The sequence below is a fragment of the Hyalangium ruber genome, from assembly GCF_034259325.1.
In the GTDB taxonomy this organism is placed as follows: domain Bacteria; phylum Myxococcota; class Myxococcia; order Myxococcales; family Myxococcaceae; genus Hyalangium_A; species Hyalangium_A rubrum.
This window is the reverse complement of the sequence record NZ_JAXIVS010000017.1, coordinates 83,545-103,901: the sequence shown is the minus strand read 5'-3', so window position 1 is coordinate 103,901 and position 20,357 is coordinate 83,545. Positions and strand designations below refer to the sequence as shown.

Annotated in this window: 15 protein-coding genes; 4 read left to right on the top strand and 11 right to left on the bottom strand. The window is 69.4% G+C overall.

Annotation, left to right across the window (positions count from 1 at the left end):
- Positions 1-81: 81 nt before the first annotated feature.
- The 5 genes from SYV04_RS36805 to SYV04_RS36785 form a co-directional block, all read right to left on the bottom strand.
- Positions 82-930, bottom strand: a complete 849-nt coding sequence (locus SYV04_RS36805; RefSeq protein ID WP_321550720.1) for an alpha/beta fold hydrolase — start codon at positions 928-930, stop codon at positions 82-84.
- A gap of 42 nt (positions 931-972) precedes the next feature.
- Positions 973-2,886 carry an AAA domain-containing protein gene (locus SYV04_RS36800; protein ID WP_321550719.1) on the bottom strand — a complete coding sequence of 638 codons (1,914 nt, stop codon included), beginning with the start codon at positions 2,884-2,886 and terminating at the stop codon, positions 973-975.
- A gap of 62 nt (positions 2,887-2,948) precedes the next feature.
- Positions 2,949-4,109: a hypothetical protein gene (locus SYV04_RS36795; RefSeq protein ID WP_321550718.1), complete on the bottom strand. Its 1,161-nt coding sequence runs from the start codon at positions 4,107-4,109 to the stop codon at positions 2,949-2,951.
- A gap of 128 nt (positions 4,110-4,237) precedes the next feature.
- Positions 4,238-5,518: a hypothetical protein gene (locus tag SYV04_RS36790; protein WP_321550717.1), complete on the bottom strand. Its 1,281-nt coding sequence runs from the start codon at positions 5,516-5,518 to the stop codon at positions 4,238-4,240.
- 10 nt (positions 5,519-5,528) lie between these two features.
- Positions 5,529-8,171, bottom strand: coding sequence for a TonB family protein (locus tag SYV04_RS36785; protein ID WP_321550716.1), 2,643 nt, complete (start codon positions 8,169-8,171; stop codon positions 5,529-5,531).
- A 111-nt stretch (positions 8,172-8,282) separates the two neighbouring features.
- Here SYV04_RS36785 and SYV04_RS36780 point away from each other — a divergent pair, with 111 nt between their 5' ends.
- Positions 8,283-8,741 (top strand): ATP-binding protein, encoded by a 459-nt coding sequence (locus SYV04_RS36780; RefSeq protein ID WP_321550715.1) that lies wholly within the window; start codon positions 8,283-8,285, stop codon positions 8,739-8,741.
- A gap of 26 nt (positions 8,742-8,767) precedes the next feature.
- Here SYV04_RS36780 and SYV04_RS36775 read toward each other — a convergent pair whose 3' ends face one another.
- Positions 8,768-10,126, bottom strand: a complete 1,359-nt coding sequence (locus tag SYV04_RS36775; protein WP_321550714.1) for an ArnT family glycosyltransferase — start codon at positions 10,124-10,126, stop codon at positions 8,768-8,770.
- A 69-nt stretch (positions 10,127-10,195) separates the two neighbouring features.
- On the bottom strand, positions 10,196-11,230 hold the full coding sequence (locus SYV04_RS36770; protein WP_321550713.1) for an alpha/beta hydrolase: 1,035 nt from the start codon (positions 11,228-11,230) through the stop codon (positions 10,196-10,198).
- Positions 11,231-11,410: 180 nt separating this feature from the next.
- Here SYV04_RS36770 and SYV04_RS36765 point away from each other — a divergent pair, with 180 nt between their 5' ends.
- Positions 11,411-13,501, top strand: a complete 2,091-nt coding sequence (locus SYV04_RS36765; RefSeq protein ID WP_321550712.1) for a thioredoxin domain-containing protein — start codon at positions 11,411-11,413, stop codon at positions 13,499-13,501.
- A 2-nt stretch (positions 13,502-13,503) separates the two neighbouring features.
- Here SYV04_RS36765 and SYV04_RS36760 read toward each other — a convergent pair whose 3' ends face one another.
- Complete coding sequence (locus tag SYV04_RS36760; protein ID WP_321550711.1) at positions 13,504-14,418, bottom strand: LysR substrate-binding domain-containing protein; 915 nt, start codon at positions 14,416-14,418, stop codon at positions 13,504-13,506.
- Between the two features lie 513 nt (positions 14,419-14,931).
- Between SYV04_RS36760 and SYV04_RS36755 the strand changes: the two genes are divergently transcribed.
- Complete coding sequence (locus tag SYV04_RS36755) at positions 14,932-15,759, top strand: metal-dependent hydrolase (RefSeq protein WP_321550710.1); 828 nt, start codon at positions 14,932-14,934, stop codon at positions 15,757-15,759.
- A gap of 35 nt (positions 15,760-15,794) precedes the next feature.
- On the top strand, positions 15,795-17,267 hold the full coding sequence (locus SYV04_RS36750) for a DUF4241 domain-containing protein (protein WP_321550709.1): 1,473 nt from the start codon (positions 15,795-15,797) through the stop codon (positions 17,265-17,267).
- 33 nt (positions 17,268-17,300) lie between these two features.
- On the opposite strand, the gene SYV04_RS36745 is transcribed toward SYV04_RS36750, so the two are convergent.
- Genes SYV04_RS36745 through SYV04_RS36735 form a run of 3 tightly spaced genes read right to left on the bottom strand, consistent with a single transcriptional unit; the run spans position 17,301 to position 20,327 of the window.
- The gene (locus SYV04_RS36745; RefSeq protein WP_321550708.1) at positions 17,301-18,824 is read right to left on the bottom strand and encodes a transglutaminase-like domain-containing protein; all 1,524 of its coding nucleotides are present in this window, start codon (positions 18,822-18,824) and stop codon (positions 17,301-17,303) included.
- Between the two features lie 41 nt (positions 18,825-18,865).
- Complete coding sequence (locus SYV04_RS36740; RefSeq protein WP_321550707.1) at positions 18,866-19,228, bottom strand: GNAT family N-acetyltransferase; 363 nt, start codon at positions 19,226-19,228, stop codon at positions 18,866-18,868.
- Complete coding sequence (locus SYV04_RS36735) at positions 19,203-20,327, bottom strand: D-alanine--D-alanine ligase family protein (RefSeq protein WP_321550706.1); 1,125 nt, start codon at positions 20,325-20,327, stop codon at positions 19,203-19,205. The genes SYV04_RS36740 and SYV04_RS36735 overlap by 26 nt, the downstream gene beginning before the upstream one ends.
- Between the last annotated feature and the right edge of the window lie 30 nt (positions 20,328-20,357).

Below are 20,357 nucleotides of genomic sequence, written 5' to 3'. Positions count from 1 at the left end.
CGGTAGCCCGAGACGGAACGATCTTGCCCAGCGGGGAGGAAGTCTTTTCCCCACCCGTGGGGGTGATCCGAACGTTTCGGCTCAGCGGATGAAGTGCTCCAGGGCACGCGCCACGGCCTCGGGCTGCTCCATGTGGACATGGTGACCACCGGACAGAGTGAGGGTCTTCGCGGGGCGCATGGCGGCCAGCCGGGCGCGGACCCGCGCGTCGTCCGCGGTCAGGCCGTTGCTGCCGGAGAGCAGCTGCACCGGGCTGGTGATGGCGGAGAGGATGGCCAGCCACTGGGCCTCATCGAAGCCGTGGCCGAAGCGGCGGCGGTGCAGCGGATCAAACCGGAAGACGTAGCCGCCCTCGGCGGGCTCGGTGCCGTAGCGGGCCAGGTGGAGCGAGGCGGCCTCTGTGAGGGAGGAGTTGTTCTCTCGAAGACGTGCCGCGGCCTCCTCCACGCTGGGGTAGGACTTGCGGCGGGGCGGACGCTGCGCATCGTCGAGGAAGCCGCGCAGGCGATCCAGCGCGCCGTCCGGGGAGCCGCCGGTGGGCCCCAAGCTCTCGATGAGGGTGACGCTCTTGATCCGCGCGGGGCGTGCGGCGGCGTAGGCGGTGGCGACATTGCCGCCCAGCGAGTGGCCGACCAGGTGCGCCTCGCTCAGGCCGAGCGTGTCCAGCGTGGACTCCACGTCCAGCAGGTAGTCGGCGAAGGTGTAGTTGCCGCCGAAGGGCACATGGGCGCTGCGGCCCATGCCGCGAAAGTCGATGAGCACGATGCGCCAGGTGTCCGGCAGGTGCTCCAGCACCCAGTCGAAGGTGTGCGAGTTGTCCAGCCAACCGTGCAGGAACAGGACGGCGGGAGTGCCGGACGGGTGGCGCTGGCGAACGTGCAGCTCGATACCTTGGGAGAGGACGATGAGGGGCTCGAAAGATGGGGGCACAAGGTCTCCTGGGCCCCCGCTTACCCTGTTCGGCACGCCGTGTCAGGTGGCGTCGGGCCACTCCCAGGCGGAGCGGTAGCCGCCGTCGGCCTGCGAGCCCTCGATGAAGCGCGAGTAGAAGGGGTTTCCGCTCAAGGTGGCCGAGTCGCCGACGACGAAGAGGTGCCGCCGGGCACGGGTGAGGGCCACGTTCATGCGGCGCAGGTCGGTGAGGAAGCCGAGCTGTCCCTCGCTGTTGGAGCGGGTGAGGGTGACGAGGATGGCGTCCTTCTCGCGGCCCTGGAAGGCGTCCACGGTGTCCACCTCCACCTCGGGAGAGAGCGCCTCCACGCGCTCGCGCAGGTGGAAGGCCTGCGCACTATAAGGAGTGATGACGGCCAGCTCGCGCGGAGAGAGGCCCGCGGCGAGCAGCGCCTTCACCCGGGCGAGGATCAGGTCCGCCTCGCCGGTGTTGAAGAGACTCCGGGAGTGCTCCTCCACCTGCTCCTCGAAGCCCTTGCCCGCGGTGTCCAGGAAGAGCACGGGCGGGGCATCCACCTCCGCGCCGGGGGTGAGCACCTCGGCCAGGGTGCGGTCGGCCACGCTGGGGTGGGCGCGCAGCTCGCCGCCGTACATCTCCCGCGAGGGGAACTCCATGATGCGGGTGTTCATCCGGTACTGCTCGCGCAGCATCCGTTTCACGCCCTCGCCGTGGTCCTGGAGCAGCCGCTCGAAGAGGCTCACCGCCAGGCCCGCCTTGGCCGCCTCCTGGGAGAGGATGGTGGGCGGCAGCTGCTTGGGGTCTCCGGCGAGCACCACCTTGGGCGCGCGCAGGAAGCCCAGCAGCGTGAGGGGCTCGGTGGCCTGGGTGGCCTCGTCGAGGAGGGCCAGGTCGAACGTCTCTCCGTGGAGCACGCCGGACTCGAGGCTCGCCAGGGTGACGCAGACCACCTGGGCGCGCTCGAGCACGGCGCGCACGGCCTTGCGCTCCAGCTTGCGCGCCTCGTCCATGAGCCCCTTGGCCTCGGTGGTGGAGGCGCGGGCATTGGAGAAGCGCTCGCGGCTGCGGCCCTGGGTGCGCTGGCGCCGCGCGTAGCCGAACAGGTCGAAGGCCTCGTCGAAGAGGTCGCGCGAGAGGATGCGGTCGGGGTGCTCCTCCACCACGATGTCCAGCGTGTGCTGTTGCAGCCGAGCGGCCACGCGCGCCGGGTGGCCCACGCGGATGGCGCGCAGGCCCTGGTTCAGACACAGCTCCAGCAGGTGGTCCACGGCGGCGTTGCTGGCGGCGGTACACAGCAGGCGCTCCCCGCGTGCCACGGCCTGGGCGGCGATCTCCGCAAGCACGGTGCTCTTGCCGGTGCCAGGGGGGCCGTGGACGAGGAAGAAGTCCTCGGCGGCCAGCGCGCGGGCCACCGCGTCGGCCTGCTCGGGGTTGAGCGGGCGGGTGGGCTCGAGCTCCTTGGGCTTGTCGAAGCGGGGCGGCTCGTTGCCGAGCAGCACCTCGCGCTTGCGGCGCTCGGCGCCCTTGTCGAGGGCCTTCACGCGCTCGAGCCCGGCGCGCACGCGCTCGTACGTCACGTCGTTGGGGACGACATCCAGGCGCAGCAGGCCCTCATTGAGGAACGGCGGCGGGGAGCGATCGAAGGCGAGCTGGAGCCGGGTCCGGGTGGCGCGGGAGATGAGGGCGCGGGAGGGCTCCTTCACCTCGGCGCGGCGAGGCATCACCGCCACCTGGTCGCCGTTGTGGAGGGGTACGGGGAAGGGGGCCCGGTCGGCGCGGGCGAGGGTGACGAGGATGCGCCCGCCCAGGCCGACCTCCTCCTCGACGCTCTCCAGGTCGAGGACGGAGAGCCCCTGCTCGGCGCGCTCTTTCAGGGTGAGGCTCTGGGCCAGCGCGGAGGAGCGGGCGCGCTCGGCGTCGCGCTCCAGGGACATGAGCCGGCCCAGCTGGTCGAAGAAGGAGACGTCACGAGGCATGGTGGCAGGTTATGCCAGACATGCCCGTGGCACGCTTGAACCGCGTGGCCCCGCGCACACGCTCAGTGCGCGGTGTCCGTCTTCCACTCGAGGATGACCCAACCCGAGGGGCTCATGTTCTCGCTCATGAAGGTGAACTGCTGGGGCCCGGAGGTGAGGTTCACCTCGCCCGCCGAGGTGCCCACGTAGTCATCGCCGCCCTCGATGAGGCTCCGGGCCGCGATGAAGGCGTTGTAGACCTTCACGATGATCTGCCCGTTCTCGTACTCCTTGCTCTGGATGAGCTTGAAGGCGCCATAGGCGTTGGTGAAGGCGTCCACGGTCAGCTTCACGTAGTCCTTGTCCGCCCGGATGCTGCAGCGGCCGTCATCGTCCTCCCAGAGGGAGACGACGTGGCCGGCGCCCACGGGCAACTGCGCCTGCTCCGCGGCCAGGAACGGCGCGGAGTAATTGTCGCCGTCCATGTTCCAGCGGTAGGGCTCGATGGCGCGGTCCTCGTCGGCGCAGACGATGGAGACACGGGGGTTGCTGTTCGCCCGCTCGACGTGGAGCTCGAACTCCGGGCTGCCCTTGGTCCAGGGCTCGTACTGGCCCGCGTTCGTGTGCAGGGAGTTGATCCACATGCCGGTCCAGGAGCCCGAAGTGGTGACCTCCGAGCGCGACCCATAGGCCAGGCCGTTCTCGTCGAAGCTCTCCGCGGGGACGATGACGAGCGTGGGCACCTCGGGAGGCGCCTTCAGGGACAAGGCCACGGGGCGGCCTTCCAGATCGACCCCGAGGGGAGTCTCGTGCTCCTCCCGCTGTGTGGCGATGATCAGCCCCGGTCCGCCATCCCAGCGCTCCCGGTGCGCGGCCACGGGCATGTAGAGCTCCGCCGGGCCGAGCTGGTGGAGCAGGCGCGAGAGGTCTTGTTCACTCCCGCGCGTGGCGAGCGCCATGCCTCTCATCAAGGAGGCTCCCGCGCCCCGCAGGAAGTTCTGGAGGTGCAACTTGCCCTCCTTCACGTCCGAGCGCGCCATCTCCTGGTGGATCAACGCCCGGAGCGAGGGGTCTCGCAGGGATTGGGCGAGGGTGCGCCCCAGCTCCCGGTAGGCGTTGGAGGCCGCGTCAGCGTTCAGCGCTTCACGGGAGGACGCAGCGGCAGGAGGCGCCGTGGACTCCTCTCGACCGCAAGACACCGCCAGGACTCCTGCCGCGAGACTTCCCAGCCATCGCTGCTTCATATGTGCCTCCTTGCGCTCCGCACGCGTGAGGCAACATGGAATCCAGTAGGTGTTGGGGCACCTGTGCCGGGCGTCCAGCACGTCGTTCCTCGGAGTGACGCTTGCTCCGCCCCGAGGGTGAAGCGCGCTCACTCGAACAGGGAGAGCTCCGCGAGGGAGTGCAGCGGCTTGCGCCTGCCCTCCGCGTCCAGGACATACAGGCGCACCTGGCGTACCGGCGCGGTGGGTGACAGGGGGACGTCGAGGAAGAGCGGCGCTCCGTTCAGGACGAGCGGACCATCCACAGGACTGTCCGCGGCCCACAGCAGGCCCTGGAAGGCGAAGGGGGCCAGGGGCTGCAGAATCCCCGAGCGAGGGACGGGGACGCTGGCCAGCCTGCTCCAGGCGCTTCCATTCGTGCTGCCCTCGATGATGAGTGTTTGCTGAGGAGAGGACGCCCCGTCGGTCTGAAGTCCCCGGATGACGGCGCGTGAGAGCCGGGTCGGCGTGGAGAGCAGAAGACCGAGCTCGGTGGACGCCTGCTCCGCTTCGTTCAGGCGGGTGGGAGTGAGCTGGCCATCGGTCCAGGGACAGGGGCCGGTCTTCCACCATTGTTGGCAGGTGGCGCCACGGCTGCGGGCGGAGCGCGTGCCGCCCGGGAGGGGGAGTCGTGCGCTGCGCCACTCCAGCCGGAAGTTGACCTGGCTGGTTCCACCCCACAGGGGCTCGAATCTCCACTCCCCCAGGGAGACGGCGCGCAGCTGCACCTCGGGGGCGGTGAAGTCTTCGAGCAGCCACGGGGAGGGTGTCCAGGAGTCGCGCACTCCCAGCTCCTGCCAGAGCACGGCCCCGCTACTGAGGAGCTGTAGGACAGGCTCGGGCGCGGTGGGCTCTGTCAGTTGGGAGTTCCCCGTCGAATCGAACAAGACAGGGAGCTTCGCGCTGGGCGGCTTGGGAGTCGCGGGAGGTGGAGGGGCGAAGGTGACCACCGGGCCCTTGCTGCCGCTGGCCACGGCGAGCTTCGCATCCCAGTGCCTCAGGACGGGCAGTTCCACGTCCTGGGCGCTGAAGGTGAAGGAGGCCAGGGCCAGCTGACCATCATTCGAGGAGGAGCAGACCCGAAACCGGTAGGTGCGGAAGTCCGTCGACACCTGCTCCTCGACGTCGCGCGCCAGCAGCTCCAGCGTGAACGTGCCATCGGCCGTCGTGGAGACGGTCCGGTACGGCATGAAGGGAGAGGGGGCCTCCTCGGCGGCGCTGGGGCCCTCCAGGTTTGGCCGGCGATCGAAGTGCAGGGACGCATCGGACAGCGGTGAGCCATCCACGTGCAGCGCCTGCCCGTACACGAAGACGGGCTGCTCGGGGTACTGCTCGCATCCGGCGACCAGAAGGGCAGGCAGCAAGGGCCAGCAACGCGTGAGCGGTGTCATGGCGTTCTCCTTAGTAAGAGGCCTTTACGCCGAGCATGGGAAGGATGACCGGCAGCCGCAGCGGCTTGCGCTCCAGCTGCGTGGTGCCATCCGCCAGTACGTTCCGCTGATAGTCGTAGGCGAGGACTTCCTGTTGGAGCGAGACGTTGAGGACGTCCAGGTAGGCGTCGAGCGTGAAGTCTTCCAAGGTCCAGCTCTTGGCGGCGCGCAGGTCGACGCGGACGAAGGGGGCCAGACGGGTGACGCGGTCGCGGTCCTCTCGAACCCAGATGGGCTGTCCTTGCGCGTCCCGGCCCTGACGGTGGGAGCGCGAGGTGATCTCCCCTGACTCCGGACGGCCCGTGTTGAAATGCACCACCGTGCCCAGCGTGTAGTTGTTGGCGAAGCGGAAGCTGAGCGCGGTGTTGAGGACGTGGGCCTGCTCGAAGGCGAAGGGGACACTGGCCTCTATCTGGTCCACCACCCGGTTCATGTCGTCGTGGCGGTTGATTCGCACCCAGCGCCGGCTTCGCAGGAAGCTATAGGAGACCCAGCCGAACCACTGGCGACCCAGCGTGCGGCGCGCCATCAGCTCGAAGCCATAGGCCAGGCCTCGGGCGCTCGGGTCGGGGAGCCCCACGCCTCGGCGGCGGTAGTTCTCCGCCACCTGACCCAGGTCGAGCTCCACCGTGCGCCACAGAGGGTTGAAGAACGCCTCCGTGCTCAGCTCCAGCACGTCCGACACCTTCCACTCGACGCCCCCAGCCACCTGCGCTCCCGCTTGCAGTCCGTAGCGCAGCGCGAGGGTGTCCATCACCGGCACATGCAGCAGCACGGTGGGCGGCTGATGGAACAGCCCGGCGCCCGCCTTGAGGGTGAGCGCCTCTGTGAGCGCGTGGCGCACCGCCAGCCGTGGCTCTACGGCCCAGTGGGTGAGGCCGGGCACCAGGTGGTAGGCGTCCGCGCGAAGGCCTGGCACCACCGACCAGCGGGGGCTCGGGCGCCAGTGGAACTCGACATGGGCGCCGCTCATCAGCGCGATCGTCGAGGGACGCTGGAGCGGATTGCTCGGGTCCATCTCCCGGGCGCCCGGCGGCAGCGCGGTGCCGAGGATGCTCAGCGCCGCCCGGCGGTGTTCCGCATCGGCTCCGAGGGTGAGGCCCAGCTCGGGGGTAAGCTGGCGTGTCCACCGGGCCCGGGCCGAGACACTCGCCTGTCGCAGCGCGAACTCGCCGACGCGCTGGGGGCCTTGCTCGCCCAGCAGGCCCATGTCGTCCAGGCCCAGGGTCAGGCCCAGCTCCGCCTCACCGCCGCCCAGCGGAGACTGGCCGCGCAGGTCCACCCGATGGAAGCGGGTAGCGAGGCCGCCTCCCTCGCTGGAAGGCGTGCTCGCATCCGGGCGGACTCCCAACCCATCGGAGCTGCCCAGGGCGAACAGGCGTACGCGGGCTGTCCCCACCTTCTGCTCCACCCGGGCCTGGTAGTCCCAGAAGTTGGCCCGTACGCGGCCGGCTCCCGGTTGTTGGAGGGTGTTGGCGACCGCCGAGAGCAACAGCGCCGAGTAGCTGATCCGCCCCGCCACGCTGACGCTGGTGCCGGTGGATGGGAAGGGTTGCTCGACGAAGACGCCGCTGTTGATCAGATCCGCGTAGGCGGTGGCGTGCAGCCGTTGCTCGCGGGGACGGCGGACATGGCCTTCCACTGCGCCCCCCAGCAGCCGCCCGTACCGGACGGAGGGCATCCCCGGGTGGAAGTCGAGCGACTCGATGAAGTCCGGATGCACCACGGCGGACCCCACCAGCAGGTGGTAGAGCATGGGGACGCGAATGCCATCGAGGAAGAAGCCCGTCGCCGCGGGCTGACTGCCGCGCACCACCGGATAGGAGGCGCCCGAGGCCAGGCTGCCCACCCCGGGCATCAACATCACCACGCGAAAGGGATCGCCCTGGGTGCCGGGGACTTCGCGCAGCTCCTGCTCGCGCAGGGTGATGCGAGAGACTTCCGTGCGCTCGCGTTCGTCCCGCACCACCGTCTCATAGGGGCTCAGCGTGAGCGGCTCCAGGCGGTAGATGACTTCCAGCTCCTGCCCTGTCTGGAGCGTCTCTCGGAAGGTCTGGGGCACGTGGCCGGCCGCGCGAACCTCGAGGGCGTGTACTCCCGGAGGGAGCTCCAGCGTGAAGAGCCCCTCCGCGTCCGTCTGGGTTGGCGACGGGCCGCCATCGACGAACAGGGCCGCGGTACTCAAGGGCCGACGTGTTCCTCGGGTCCGTACCGATCCTCTCAGTCGCACGAGCTCTGGAGGTGGGGCGGGAGGCTCGAAGCGATAGACGAACGGCAGGCGCACCGCGACGGGTTGTCCTCCCTGGGTCGCGGGGTTGAAGGACAGGTGCCGAGCCGCTTCCCGAGCAGCCTGAGCGAAGCGCTCATTCGTCGCGTCCACGACGGAGACCTGAGCCACCTGGCCGGTCTCATCCACCAGCAGCTCCAGGGAGACTTCACCGCTCTCGCCCTTCAAGTCGGAGGGGTAGGTGGCGGGAGAGTCAGATAGGAGACTCGGAGGGACCAGTGTTGCTTCGATGACTTTCGGATTGTCGGGAGGGTGAGAAGCGCCCTGGGTGTGTCCGTTCTCCAGAGGCCATAGCAGCGTCAGAAGCACCAGCCGAGAGAGCTTCATGGACGTGATCCCCTCTGTGATCGCGTTCAAACGGCGCGGCAATGTGGGCAGTCGCAGGTGGGGGTGCTACCTACCCAGCAGGAGGGCTCTGGCGCCTGCCATCCAACAACCATGGAACTCGTCCTCTTCATCGGTCTGCAGGGCTCCGGCAAGAGCAGCTTCTATCGAGAGCGCTTCGCCGATACGCACGTGTTGGTGAGCAAGGACCTGTGGCCCCACGCGCGCAAGCGGGATGCCCGCCAGCAGCGGCACATTTCCGAGGCGCTGGAGGCGGGCCGCTCGGTGGCGGTGGACAACACCAACCCCACGCCTGAGAGCCGTGCGCCGCTCATCGCCCTCGGCAAGGAGAAGGGCGCTCGCGTCGTGGGCTACGCCTTCGAGTCGCGCCTGGAAGACTGCCTCGCGCGCAATGCATTACGCGTCGGCAAGGCCCGGGTGCCCGAGGTGGGGATCTACGCCACGCGCAAGGTGCTCCGGTGGCCGAGCCTCGCCGAGGGCTTCGACGCGCTCTACTTCGTCCGCCTCACCCGGGAAGGGACCTTCCTCGTCACCGAATGGAGCGAGTCATGAACCCCGACGAGGTCGGGTAGGGCGACTCACTCGGAGAGCGCGTCCCGAAGTCTCCAGATGCGGAAGGTGTGGACCCGCCGGCCTCGGAAGTCCACGGGCAGCTCCACGGGGCCCTCCACGTCCTTGAACCGCCACGCCAGCTCCTCGGGCGGAGGCGGGCCCTCGGAGAACCAGAGGGCATCCATCCCCGGAATGATGATGGGCTTGGGCCACAAGTCGTATTGGCTCATGCGGCCAGGGCCCTCGGTGTCCACCACCACTCCCGCGTAACGGGCCGCCTGCGAGGCGAGCTGGTAGTTGGGCGCGTAGACGATGGCGAGGTCCCTCGAGTCGAAGGTGGGGAAGAGCCGCTGCGGATCCGCGAGCGCTGAGAGGGCGGACCAGCCATGGGTGCGCGAGAGCGGCACGTCCCGCTCGAAGCGCAGCAGCGGGAAGAGCAGGTGCGAGCCCACCGCCAGCACCACGGCCAATCCGCTGAAGGCCGCTGCCCGGAACCAGGCGGGCCGCATCCCCGCCACGCCCACGCAGGCCGCCACGTACGCCGCCGCGGGCCAGTTGGCCTCGCCGCGCGTGCGCACCGCCGCGTACCCGAAGAAGAGCAGCGGCACCACCGCCGCCGCGCGCAGGAGGAACTGCTCACGCGGGCCCCGAACCGCATACACCAGCGCCAGCGGCAGCAGCACGGGTCCACCGAGCGCGAGCTGGCCTCCGAGGAACTCTCCCAGGGACTTCAGCCCGCCCGTGCCTCCCAAGCCGTGCTTGAGCTGGAAGGCGAAGCCCACCCACTCCCGCTGGGCGTTCCACACCACCACCGGTAGGAAGAGCAGGACGCCCAGCAGCGCCGTCAGCCACGCGCCCTTGGGCAGCCGCCGCATGCGCACCGCCGTGGCGAGGAAGGCCAGCGCGAGCAGCACGGCCGGGTACTTCGACAGCAGCGCCAGCCCCGAGGCCAGGCCCGCCAGCACCCACTTCTCGCGCCACAGCGCCCATAGCGCCAGCGTCCAGAAGAGCAGCAGCGGCGTGTCCGGCAGGGCCCACACGCCGCAGAGAACGGCGGCGGGCACCACGCTCCATAGCGCCGCCGCGCGCCAGGCGGCCTCGCGGCTGCCGTGGACATCCCTCGCGAGTCCCCACACCGCGGCCACGGTGCCCAGGCCGCACAGCAGCGCCACGGGGCGGATGCCCAGCGCGGCGATGAGCCAGGCGATGAGCGGCGGGTGGTCGTAGTAGCCCCAGTCGAGGTGCCGCGACCACTGCCAGTAGTACGCCTCGTCGAAGTAGATGTCCGTGCCGAGCGCGAGCGCGAGCCGCGCCGCGACCCCTGCCCCGAGCAGGACGAGGCAGAGCTTCAGGCCAGGGGTAGGGGAAGAGAGGGGAACGGCCACGCCTCCGACAAAGCGCACCCGGAGCCCGTTGGCAATCGCCGTTTCAGCGGCGGTGCCGCATCCGCGCGCTCAAGGACCGAAGCGCCGGTCGAGCCACTCTTGCGCCACGGCGAACCACGTCTGGGCGTTGGTGTGCAGGTTCAGGTTGTGTCCAGCGCTGGGAATCACCCGCACCTCGAGCTGGGCCGCGGGCGGGAAGAAGTTGGGCTCGTTCGCGGCCGCGCTGCCGGGCTGTGAGCAGGTGGGCACGCCGCAGAACGTGGCGTCGTAGTCACCGACGACCGAGAGCACCGGCACGCTCAGCGAGGCGGAGGCGTTGAGCCCCTGTTGCTGGGTGAGCGTCTCCTCCAGCGTCATCGTCTCCTTGGTCTCGGCATCGGCGGCGATGACGGCGGCCTCGGCGCCTGGGGTCCAGTAGAACACGCCGCGGCCCAGGAGGTTCGTGGTGAGGTAGCCGAGTGGAATGGGCTGGCCGAAGAAGCGCAGGTCGAGCTGCGCGGGGTACATGGCGGCGGCGTTGAAGATCAGGCCATAGCCCGTGCCGTGGAGCATGCCGCTGGCGATGAGTCCATCCACCGCGCTGGAGCGGCTGGCGACGAGCATCCCGACGGCCGAGCCATACGAGTGGCCGACGAGGACGATCTTCGAGAAGGCCACGCCCGACAGCGAGCCATCCGCGAGCTTCTCGACGACCTGCTGAATGGTCCAGGCGTTGCTCTCCATGGTCACGGAGAGGGAAGAGGGGCGGCTGCTCTTGCCGATGCCGATGCGGTCCACGCTGAGGGTGACGTAGCCGGCGTCGGTCATCCAATGGACGTAGGAGTACACCTCGGGGCGGTAGGGGAAGTCCCAGTAGGTGCTGCCGTAGGTGTTGCCGGAGAGCAGCACCTGCACGGTGCGGTTCGCCGTGAGCTCGCCGCGCGCGCACAGCCATGCGGCGACATGCGAGGTGGCGGGCTGTCCGGCGGCCAGGGACACGGGGACGTCGTAGCGCTGGCAGACGCGCGGCGCTCTCGAGGGCTGCGCCTGGACGGAGAGGGGCACGGCGGCCAGGAGCGCGGCGAGGGAAAGGGCGTGGACCCAGGAGAATCGAGTGGCTTGCATGTGCGTCGAGGGGCAGGGGCTGCGTGAAGGCGCGCGTTCATTCAGCAACCGGCGGGGGGAGTCAATCCTTGGAACCTGAACGCACGGGGTGACTGCACGTGAACGCTCCACGCCGGGATTTATTGCAACTCCCAGTCCTTGCTTGCCCACACCGCCCGCGTCTTTCTATCTCTGCACTCCATGGCCTCCTCTTCGACGCCGTCTGGTCCGAGCAACCGCCTCGGCAAAGAGCCCTCGCCCTACCTGCGGCAGCACGCCCACAACCCCGTGGACTGGTACCCCTGGGGAGACGAGGCCCTCGCGCGGGCCCGGGCCGAGGACAAGCCCATCCTGCTCTCCGTGGGCTATTCGGCGTGCCACTGGTGCCACGTGATGGCGCACGAGTCCTTCGAGAACCCCGACATCGCGAAGTTGATGAACGACTGGTTCATCAACATCAAGGTGGACCGCGAGGAGCGGCCGGACCTCGATCAGATCTACCAGGGCGTGGTGCAGCTCATGAGTCAGGGCGGCGGCTGGCCCCTGACGGTGTTCCTCACGCCGGACCTGCGGCCCTTCTACGGGGGCACCTATTTCCCGCCGACGGACAAGTACGGCCGCCCCGGCTTCCCCCGGCTGCTGGAGGCGCTCCATGCCGCGTGGACCCACCAGCGGGAGCAGGTGCTGCAACAGGCGGAGTCCTTCCACGAAGGACTGGGGGAGCTGGCCGCCTACGGGCTGGACGCGCAGCCCGGGACGTTCACGGCGGCGGACATGGTGAAGATGGGCGAGGGGATGCTGCGCAACGTGGACACGATCCACGGGGGTTTCGGTGGCGCCCCCAAGTTCCCCAACCCCATGGACGTGTCCTTCATGCTGCGTGCGTGGCGGCGCGGCGGCCCCGTGGCGCTCAAGGACGCGGTGACGAAGACCCTGGAGAAGATGGCGCTGGGCGGCATCTACGACCAGCTCGGAGGCGGCTTCCACCGCTACTCGGTGGATGAGCGGTGGCTGGTGCCGCACTTCGAGAAGATGCTCTACGACAACGCCCAGCTCCTGCACCTGTACGCGGAGGCCGAGCAGGTGGAGTCCCGGCCGCTGTGGCGCAAGGTGGTGGAGGAGACGGTGGAGTACGTGCGGCGCGAGATGACGGACGCGCGCGGGGGCTTCTACGCCGCCCAGGACGCCGACAGCGAAGGAGAGGAGGGCAAGTTCTTCGTCTGGCGCCCGGAGGAGGTGAGCGCGCTGCTCCCGCCGGAGCAGGCCGAGCTGGTGCTGCGCCACTTCCGCATCACCCCGCAGGGGAACTTCGAGCACGGCACCACGGTGCTGGAGGTGGCCATCCCCTCGGCGCAGCTCGCCCAGGAGCGTGGGCTCACGGTGGAGGCGGTGGAGGGCCAGCTGGCCGCCGCTCGCAAGACGCTCTTCGAGGCGCGGGACAAGCGCGTGAAGCCGGGGCGGGACGACAAGCTGCTCGCGGGCTGGAACGGGCTGATGATTCGCGGGCTCTCGCTCGCCTCGCGGGTCTTCGGGCGTCCGGAGTGGGCCCAGCTCGCGGCGGGCGCGGCGGACTTCGTGCTCTCCCGCATGTGGGACGGGACGCGGCTGGTGCGCTCCTATGAGGAGAGCGGCGGGCGCATCGACGGCTTCCTGGAGGACTACGGGGACCTGGCCTCCGGGCTCACCGCGCTCTACCAGGCCACCTTCGAGGTGAAGTACCTGAAGGCCGCCGCCGCGCTGGTGGAGCGCGCGGTGACGCTCTTCTGGGACGCGGAGAAGCAGGCCTACCTCTCCGCGCCCAAGGGGCAGAAGGACCTGGTGGTGGCCACCTACTCCCTCTTCGACAACGCCTACCCCTCGGGAGCCTCCACGCTCACCGAGGCGCAGGTGGCGCTCGCCGCGCTCACCGGGGACAAGTCCCACCTGGAGCTGGCCGAGCGCTACCTGGCGCGCATGCGGCGGCCCATCGAGGAGAACCCCATGGGCTACGGCTACCTGGCCCTCGTCGCGGACTCGCTCCTCGATGGGGCCGCCGGCGTCACCTTCGCGGGTACGCGCGCACAGGTGACCCCGCTGCTTGCCTCCGCCAATCGTGTCTTCGCACCCACCTTCAGCTTCGGGTGGAAGGAGTCGGGCGTGGCGCCGCCTCCGCTCCTCCAGGAGCTCTTCGAGGGCCGGGAGCCGGTGGGAGGCCAGGGCACGGCCTACGTCTGCCGAGGCTTCGCCTGCGAGCGTCCCCTGACGGACGCGGAGGAGCTGGCGCGAAGGCTCCAGGCCCCCTCGCGCGGCTGAGCTTACCTCAGCGGGTCGATCACATTCGCCGTGAGCCGCGTGCGCAGGAACTTCACCACGGCGCGCACGCGCGAGGGCATGTCCCGCCCGGAGGGGAAGACGAGGGAGACCTCCAGGGCGGGAGCCGAGAACTCGGAGAGGATCTCCACGAGCCGGCCGGTGAGGAGATCCTCCCAGAGGTGGCAGCTCAGGTCCTGGATGATGCCCGCGCCCGCCACCGCGAGGGCCCGGTTCGCGCCGCTGTCGTCGATCTCGATTCGCGACTTCTGCAGCTGGGTCTGCACCTCGCCATTCACCCGGAAGAACCACGGGTAGGGGCGCCGCGTCTGCTGGGACAGGTAGGTGATGAGGCGGTGCTGCTCCAACTCGGCGATGGAGCGCGGGGCGCCATACTGCTCCAGGTAGGCGGGCGAGGCGCACGTGCAGGTGCGCGACATGCCCAGCCGGTGGACGTTGAGGGTGGAGTCCTTGAGCGTGCCGAAGCGGACCGCCACGTCGACGCTCTGCTCCACGAGGTCCACGTACCGGTCGTTCAACCGGATATCGAGCGCGATGTCCGGGTAGGTGCGCTGGAACTCCGCCAGCAGCGGGATGACGATGGTGCGGCCAAAGGAAGTCGGCAGCTCCACGCGGATGCGGCCCCGCATCGAGCCCGCCTCTTCCAGGGCCTCGTCCTCCCCACGGGCCAGCTCCTCCAGCGCGGGCCGGCAGCGGGTGTAGTAGCGCGAGCCCGCGTCCGTCATGTGTACCGCGCGGGTGGTCCGCGTGAACAAGCGCGTGGACAGCCGCTGCTCGAGCCGGGTGATGGCCTTGCTCACCGCCGCCGTGGTGAGTCCCAGCCGACGCGCCGCGGCCGTGAAACCCCCCGCGTCCGCCACCGCGACGAAGACGACCACATCGTCCAGTTTGCTCAGCACGCCCGGGATTGTTAACGCAGCTTCAACACTCTGTCGAAGTTTGAGGGGGTGCCGGTGCTGGAATCCGGACCCTATCCTGGCCTCGCTTACGCAGCGGGTTCCTGGGGGGGCCCCCGCTGCAAGAGCAGCTCTCGGCGGCGGCACGATTCGTGATCGCGCCGGCATCCTGGTTGAGCGCCTCCGGGCGTTCCGCCGCCGAGAGAGGCTCTCTTTTCCTTCACTGCCAGAGTACTCAACCGGGGCCGGACACACCCTTCGCGAGCCCACTTCCCTCTGTCGGCGCAGTGCCTATCGTCTCGCCAGCGCCGACCTCGAGACACGCTGATCATTGTTGATTTCAAGGCAACATTGAATCGTTCGTGGCGTAGATGGTGGCACCCCCAACCATCCTCGTATTCTGGCCGCGTCGCTGAGAACGCTACGGGTGAGGGGGAACACATCATGACGGCTTCAAGCTTCGCGTCACCGCAGGCCCCGGTCGCTGGTTCGCAGTCCTCCGTTTACGTGCAGCCGATGTCTCGCTTCGAGCGCAGAGCGCTCGATCCATCCCACCTACGGCCCCGGCGTACGGCCTTCACCTTCCCCAGCTCCATTCCAAAGCACTGGCTGGCGGGCAGTCCTACCCAGTCCCACTTCTTCAATGCCATCAACCTCTTCGTGGTGTCCTTCGAGGAGTTCATGGTGCGCGTCATGCGCGACCGCCTGCCCGAGCTGAAGGAGGACACCGAGTTCTCCCGCCAGGTGCGCGGCTTCATGGGCCAGGAGGCCACCCACTCCTACGTGCATGAGAAGTTCCTGAACAACCTGAGAGAGCAGGGCTACCAGATCGAAGGCTATCTGAGCGCCTCGGAGCGCATCTTCACCCACTGGTTCGAGAAGGGGCTGGGGCAGCGGGTGAGCATGTCGATGATCGCCGGCTTCGAGCACCTCACGGCGCTGCTGGCGGAGATCGTCCTGGCGGATCAGATGATGAAGCCGGCCGAGCCCTTCATGGCCGAGCTCTGGGAGTGGCACGCCGCCGAGGAGATCGAACACAAGGAGATGGCGTTCGAGCTGCTGCGGCGCACGAGCCGCTCCTACCTGCTGCGGATGGCGGGGGTGCTGCTGGGGGGCGTGGTGGTGCTGGGCTTCATCGGCACGGGCATGGTGATGCTGCTGCGGCAGGACGGGGAGCTGTGGCGCAAGCGGACGTGGCGGGACTTCAAGGCGCTGCTGTTCGGCCCGAGCCGGATGGCGCTTCGTTCACTGGGCATCTTCCTGGAGTACTTCCGCCCGGGCTTCCACCCCAACCAGCGTGACAACTATTCGCTGGCCGAGAGCGTCTTCCAGCGCGCGAAGTAGGAAAGGGGTAGACTGGCCCGGCAGAGGTGCCTCCGATGGCTGTGCGCAGTACCGGGCCAGACCTGCTGTCCGCGTTCGAGAACGAGCGGGTCTTGCTCTCACGGGGCCGGCCGGTGGCTGTGTACACGCACCATGCGGGGACGCTGGTGCTCACCAGCGGCCGCATCGTGGTGTGCAACCCGCTCACCTTGCCGCCCCGGCCGCTGCCCGGCGCCCACCTGCTGGTGCTGCTTACCCTCAACCACCGGGAGCCGTTCTCTCGCGCCGTCCCTCCGGGGCGCTACCCCGTCCTCCTCAGTGTCATCCGCACCCGGCGCACGGGCTCCTCCGCCGCCCATGAGTCCATCGCCATGGCCATGGTCCGCTTCGAGGAGTCGCGGCCGGTGCGCTGGGAGCGGGCCACGCGCGGAGAGCCCGCCCGGGTGCTGCCGCCCCACCCGCGCCATGGCTATCGGGCCGAGCCGGACATCACCGCGTTCCTCGACGCGGACGTGGTGGAGCGCGTGCCGGACCGGAGCCGCCAGTTCGTCGACACCTTCACCGCGCACTCCTCGCCCATGTGGTCGAGCACCGCGCTGACGCTGGAGCCCAGGTCCGGCGCCAACATCATCGCCTTCTCGTCTCCCACCCCCGGCGCCGAGTCCCGGGCGCAGGGCGTCTCCACCTCGTGGTGGGGCCTGGGCGAGGACGGGCAGCCCGTCTGCCTCGTCACGGACTTCCTGGACCTGGACCTGTCGCGGCCCGCGCTGCCGGATGACGCCGAGGCGCGGCTGGGGCGCATCCGCGACCTGGTGCTGCAACTGCGCTACGGCGACGCGGAGATGCGGGGCCGGGCGCTGCGGGAGATCGGCGACTACGGGGGCGAGGCAGCCGAGGCCGTGGAGAGCGTGCTCGAGCGCATCCTCTCCACCGAGAGCGATGCGGCCGAGCGGGAGTACGCCGCCGCCGCCATCGCGCGCATCTGCGCCGAGGCCCCGGAGCAGGTGGAATTGCTGGCGCGGGCGCTGGCCGCTCCCGTGGGCACCGAGGCGCTGGCCGCGCTGCTGCGCGCGGTGGGCAGCATCGGCATCTGCCGTCAGGAGGCGCGCTTCTTCCATCCCATCGCCGAGCGCGTCCTTACCGTGCTCATCCAGCGGCTGGACGAGGGAGACCGGCACATCCAGAGCGGCATCAAGAGCTTCGTCTGGGACCTGGGAGCGCACCGGCCCGAGGCCTGGGATCTGCTCGTGCGGCTGCTGTCCACCGCGGACGTGGAGCTGCGCGTCGCGGCGGCATCGCGCCTGAGCCACTCGGAGTTCGCCACGCACCACGAGGCCGCGCTCGATGCGCTGGCCACCGTCATCATGGACGAGCTGTTGGAGCTGGAACTGCGCGTGGCGGCCGCCAGCTCCCTGCGCGCCTTCCCGAGGCTCTCGGTATCGGCGCGCACGGCGCTGTGGAACGCGGCCTCCAGCAAGCAGCCGCTGCTGGCCTGGTACGCCCGGGACATGCTGCGCCAGCGCAAGTGAGCGCCAGCGCGGGGCGTGCCCCGAGGTGACGGCTCAGCGCCCCGGCGTGGCCGAGGGCTTGTCCTTCACCTCCACCACCTTGAGCTGGCCGATGAGCGGGGTGATCTCCGCGTTGCCCTCCTGGCCCACGGCGAAGTGCGTGGCGTCCGCCACCGGCTGGTTGAAGGTGGGGTCCATCTGGGTCCACTCGCCCACGTAGGCCTCCACCCACTCGTGCCAGTAGAAGGCGGGCACCTTGTCCTCGTTCACCATGTAGACGACGCCGTCCACCCGCCGGGCGGGGATGCCCGCGGCGCGCAGCAGCGCCACCGCCAGCAGCGAGTGCTCGGTGCAGTCGCCCTTCATCTGCCGCAGCACGTCTGAGGCCCGGTCCGCGCTCGCCCCGTAGTCCTTCACCAGGTTCTTGGCGACCCACTCGTTGATCTTCCGGGCCGCCGCGTGCGCGTCCTTCTCCTTGCCCACCAGCTGCTTGGACAGCTTGATGATGTCCGCGTTGTCGCTCTCGACGATGATGGTCGCCTTGAGGTTGTCGCCGCCCTCGGGATCCGCCAGCGGCAGCGGCTTGAGGTGGGTCGGCTTGGGGAAGTCCGCCGACAGTGTCACCTCCACCTGCCCGTTCGGCATGCGCACGTACTTCTGCCGGTAGTTGTCCTTCTGGAACTTCTCCGGCAGCCCCGTCATCACCATCACCGCCCGGCCCGGAATGGCCCGCGCCTCGGTGGGCAACTGCCGGGGCAGGACGATGCGTGTGAGCCCGAACACCTCCACCACGTCCAGCCGCTTGGCGACGGCCTCCGACTCCGAGCGCGCCTTCATCGTCTGGCCGAAGTCCACCTCCACCATCTCGCCCTGCTCGGTCACGTAGGCCAGCACCGGCACCTTCTCCTTCTCGGAGATCGTCTGCGCCTTGCCCAGCCGCACCTTCACCCCGCGCACCATGCGCTCCTCGGCCGGCTCCACCGTGGTGGTGACCTTGTAGCTCGTCAGGTCCGTGCCGTCGGTGATGGTGCCCTCCACCGTGGCCTTGCGGAAGACGGCCACGCGCGCCTGGTCCGCGTCCTCCACCTTCTCGGGGCTCGCGGGCAGGGTGCGCAGCTCATCCGGCAGGCCCGGGCGCTTGCGCACCACGCGAAGGCCCTGGGGCGTGTTGGTGCCCTCCATGCGCTGGTCGCCGCCATCGCCGCGCTGCTCCACCACGAAGGACAGCAGCCGGCCGTTGGGCTTGGCCTCGTAGATGCGCTCCTCGCGGTGGACGCGCTCGGAGACCCGGGTGCCCACGGTGGCCTTGAAGACCAGCTCATTGATGCTCTTCACCTGGTCGGTGCGCCCGGGCACCAGGGCCAGGTCCGTGAAGAAGTAGCCGACCTTCTTGTCCATCAAGTACAGCCCCAGCCACTCGCCTCCCTTGGGGCGAGGGACCTTGAGGGCGTCGGAGACGGTGGCGGCTTTGGCGGCCGGGCGGGGAGCCCCCGCAGGGGCCTGGGCCAGCACCGGCGCCGCGCTCAGCAGCGCCACGGCCAGGCCCAACAGGGGGAGCAGGGGACGTGTGCGGGTCATCTCCCCCCTCTTAACGGATGTAGCGGCGTTTTGTTCGCGGATTAGAGCCGCTTGGCCAGGACGATGAGGTCATCCCCGACCTTGTAGAAATCCCGGAACCGGGACTCCTCGGTGTACTTCATCGAGGCGTAGAAGCCGCGGGTGGGGCCGTAGGCCTCCGTGGCGCTCGTCTCCACGCGGATGGCCCGCGCGGTGCGCCGCCGAAGGTCTCCCTCCATGCCGGCGATGAGCGAGGCGCCCACGCCCTGCCCGCGCACCGCCGGGTCCGAGGCGATCCAGTACAAGTCGTAGGTGCCCTCCGTCATCGGCGTGGGGCCGTAGCAGATGTAGCCCACGAGGGTGCCGCCGCGATCGGCGACGAGGATGGTGTAGTCCTTGTTATTCGGCGTGAGCGCGAGATCCACCAGCTCGATGGCGCACTCCACCTCTTCCGGCGAGAACGTTTCGATTCGGCGAATCAGTCCGGCGAGCGGCTCCCGGTCCTTTTTTTCGATGAGACGGATTTCCATGGGCTCTTTCGAGGGCAATCTCCACGAGTCGATTGGCCAGGGCGGGGTAGTCGATGCCGGCCGCGGCCGCGGCCTTGGCGAACCCCGCGCCCGGGTGGAGGTCGCAGTTGGGGTTGATGTCTATGACGTAAGGTATGCCCTCGGGCGACACGCGCAGGTCTACGCGCCCGTAGTCCAGGCAGTCCAGCGCGGAGAACGCGGCGAGTGCCGTGCTCACCAGCCTGGCCTCCAGGGCGGAGTCCTCCAACTGGCAGGCCACCGAGGTGCTGTCTCGGCACTCGGGAGAGTCCTCCTCCCACTTGGCCTTGTACGAGACGATGTTCGGCCGGTTCTCGAACGCCGGGCCAAAGCGAATCTCCGTGAGCGGCAGCGCGTTGCGCGGCGCGTTACCCAGCAGCGGGACGTAGATCTCCCGACCGGGGATGAACTGCTCGACGAGGGCGGGCTGGTGGAAGGTGCGCAGCACGGCCTCGGCGGCGCGCGCCAGCCCGGCCCGGTCATGCACCACCGAGTCGAAGTCCACGCCGACGCTGGCGTCCTCGCGCGCGGGCTTGACGATGAGGGGGTAGGGCAGGTCCACCGCCATCACGTCCTCGAGCTTCTCCACGACGGCGAAGGGCGGCGTGGAGACGCCTCGGGCGCGCAGCAGCTCCTTGGCTCGGGGCTTGTGTAGCGCCAAGCCCAGCGAGAGGGCGGGCGAGCCCGTGTAGGGCAGCCCCAGCATGTCCAGCAGGCAGGGAATCACCATCTCCCCGCGGCTGTCGGCGGCCAGCGACTCACAGAGGTTGATGACGAGGTCGGGCTGCATCCGCCGCAGCGTGTCCACGAAGTCCAGCTGCTCTCCCTCGACGGCCAGCGGCTCGGCGTGGGTGTCTCCCCGGGTGAGGGCCTCGGAGAGCGCGGAGGCGACTCGCATCACATCCTCGCGGGCCTCCCTTCCCGGATCGTCTTCAAGGAGGTCGTGATCGCGGTTGTGCAGGATGACGATGTGCATTCGTATTGGGGAGAAGGGTTAGCACGTCCC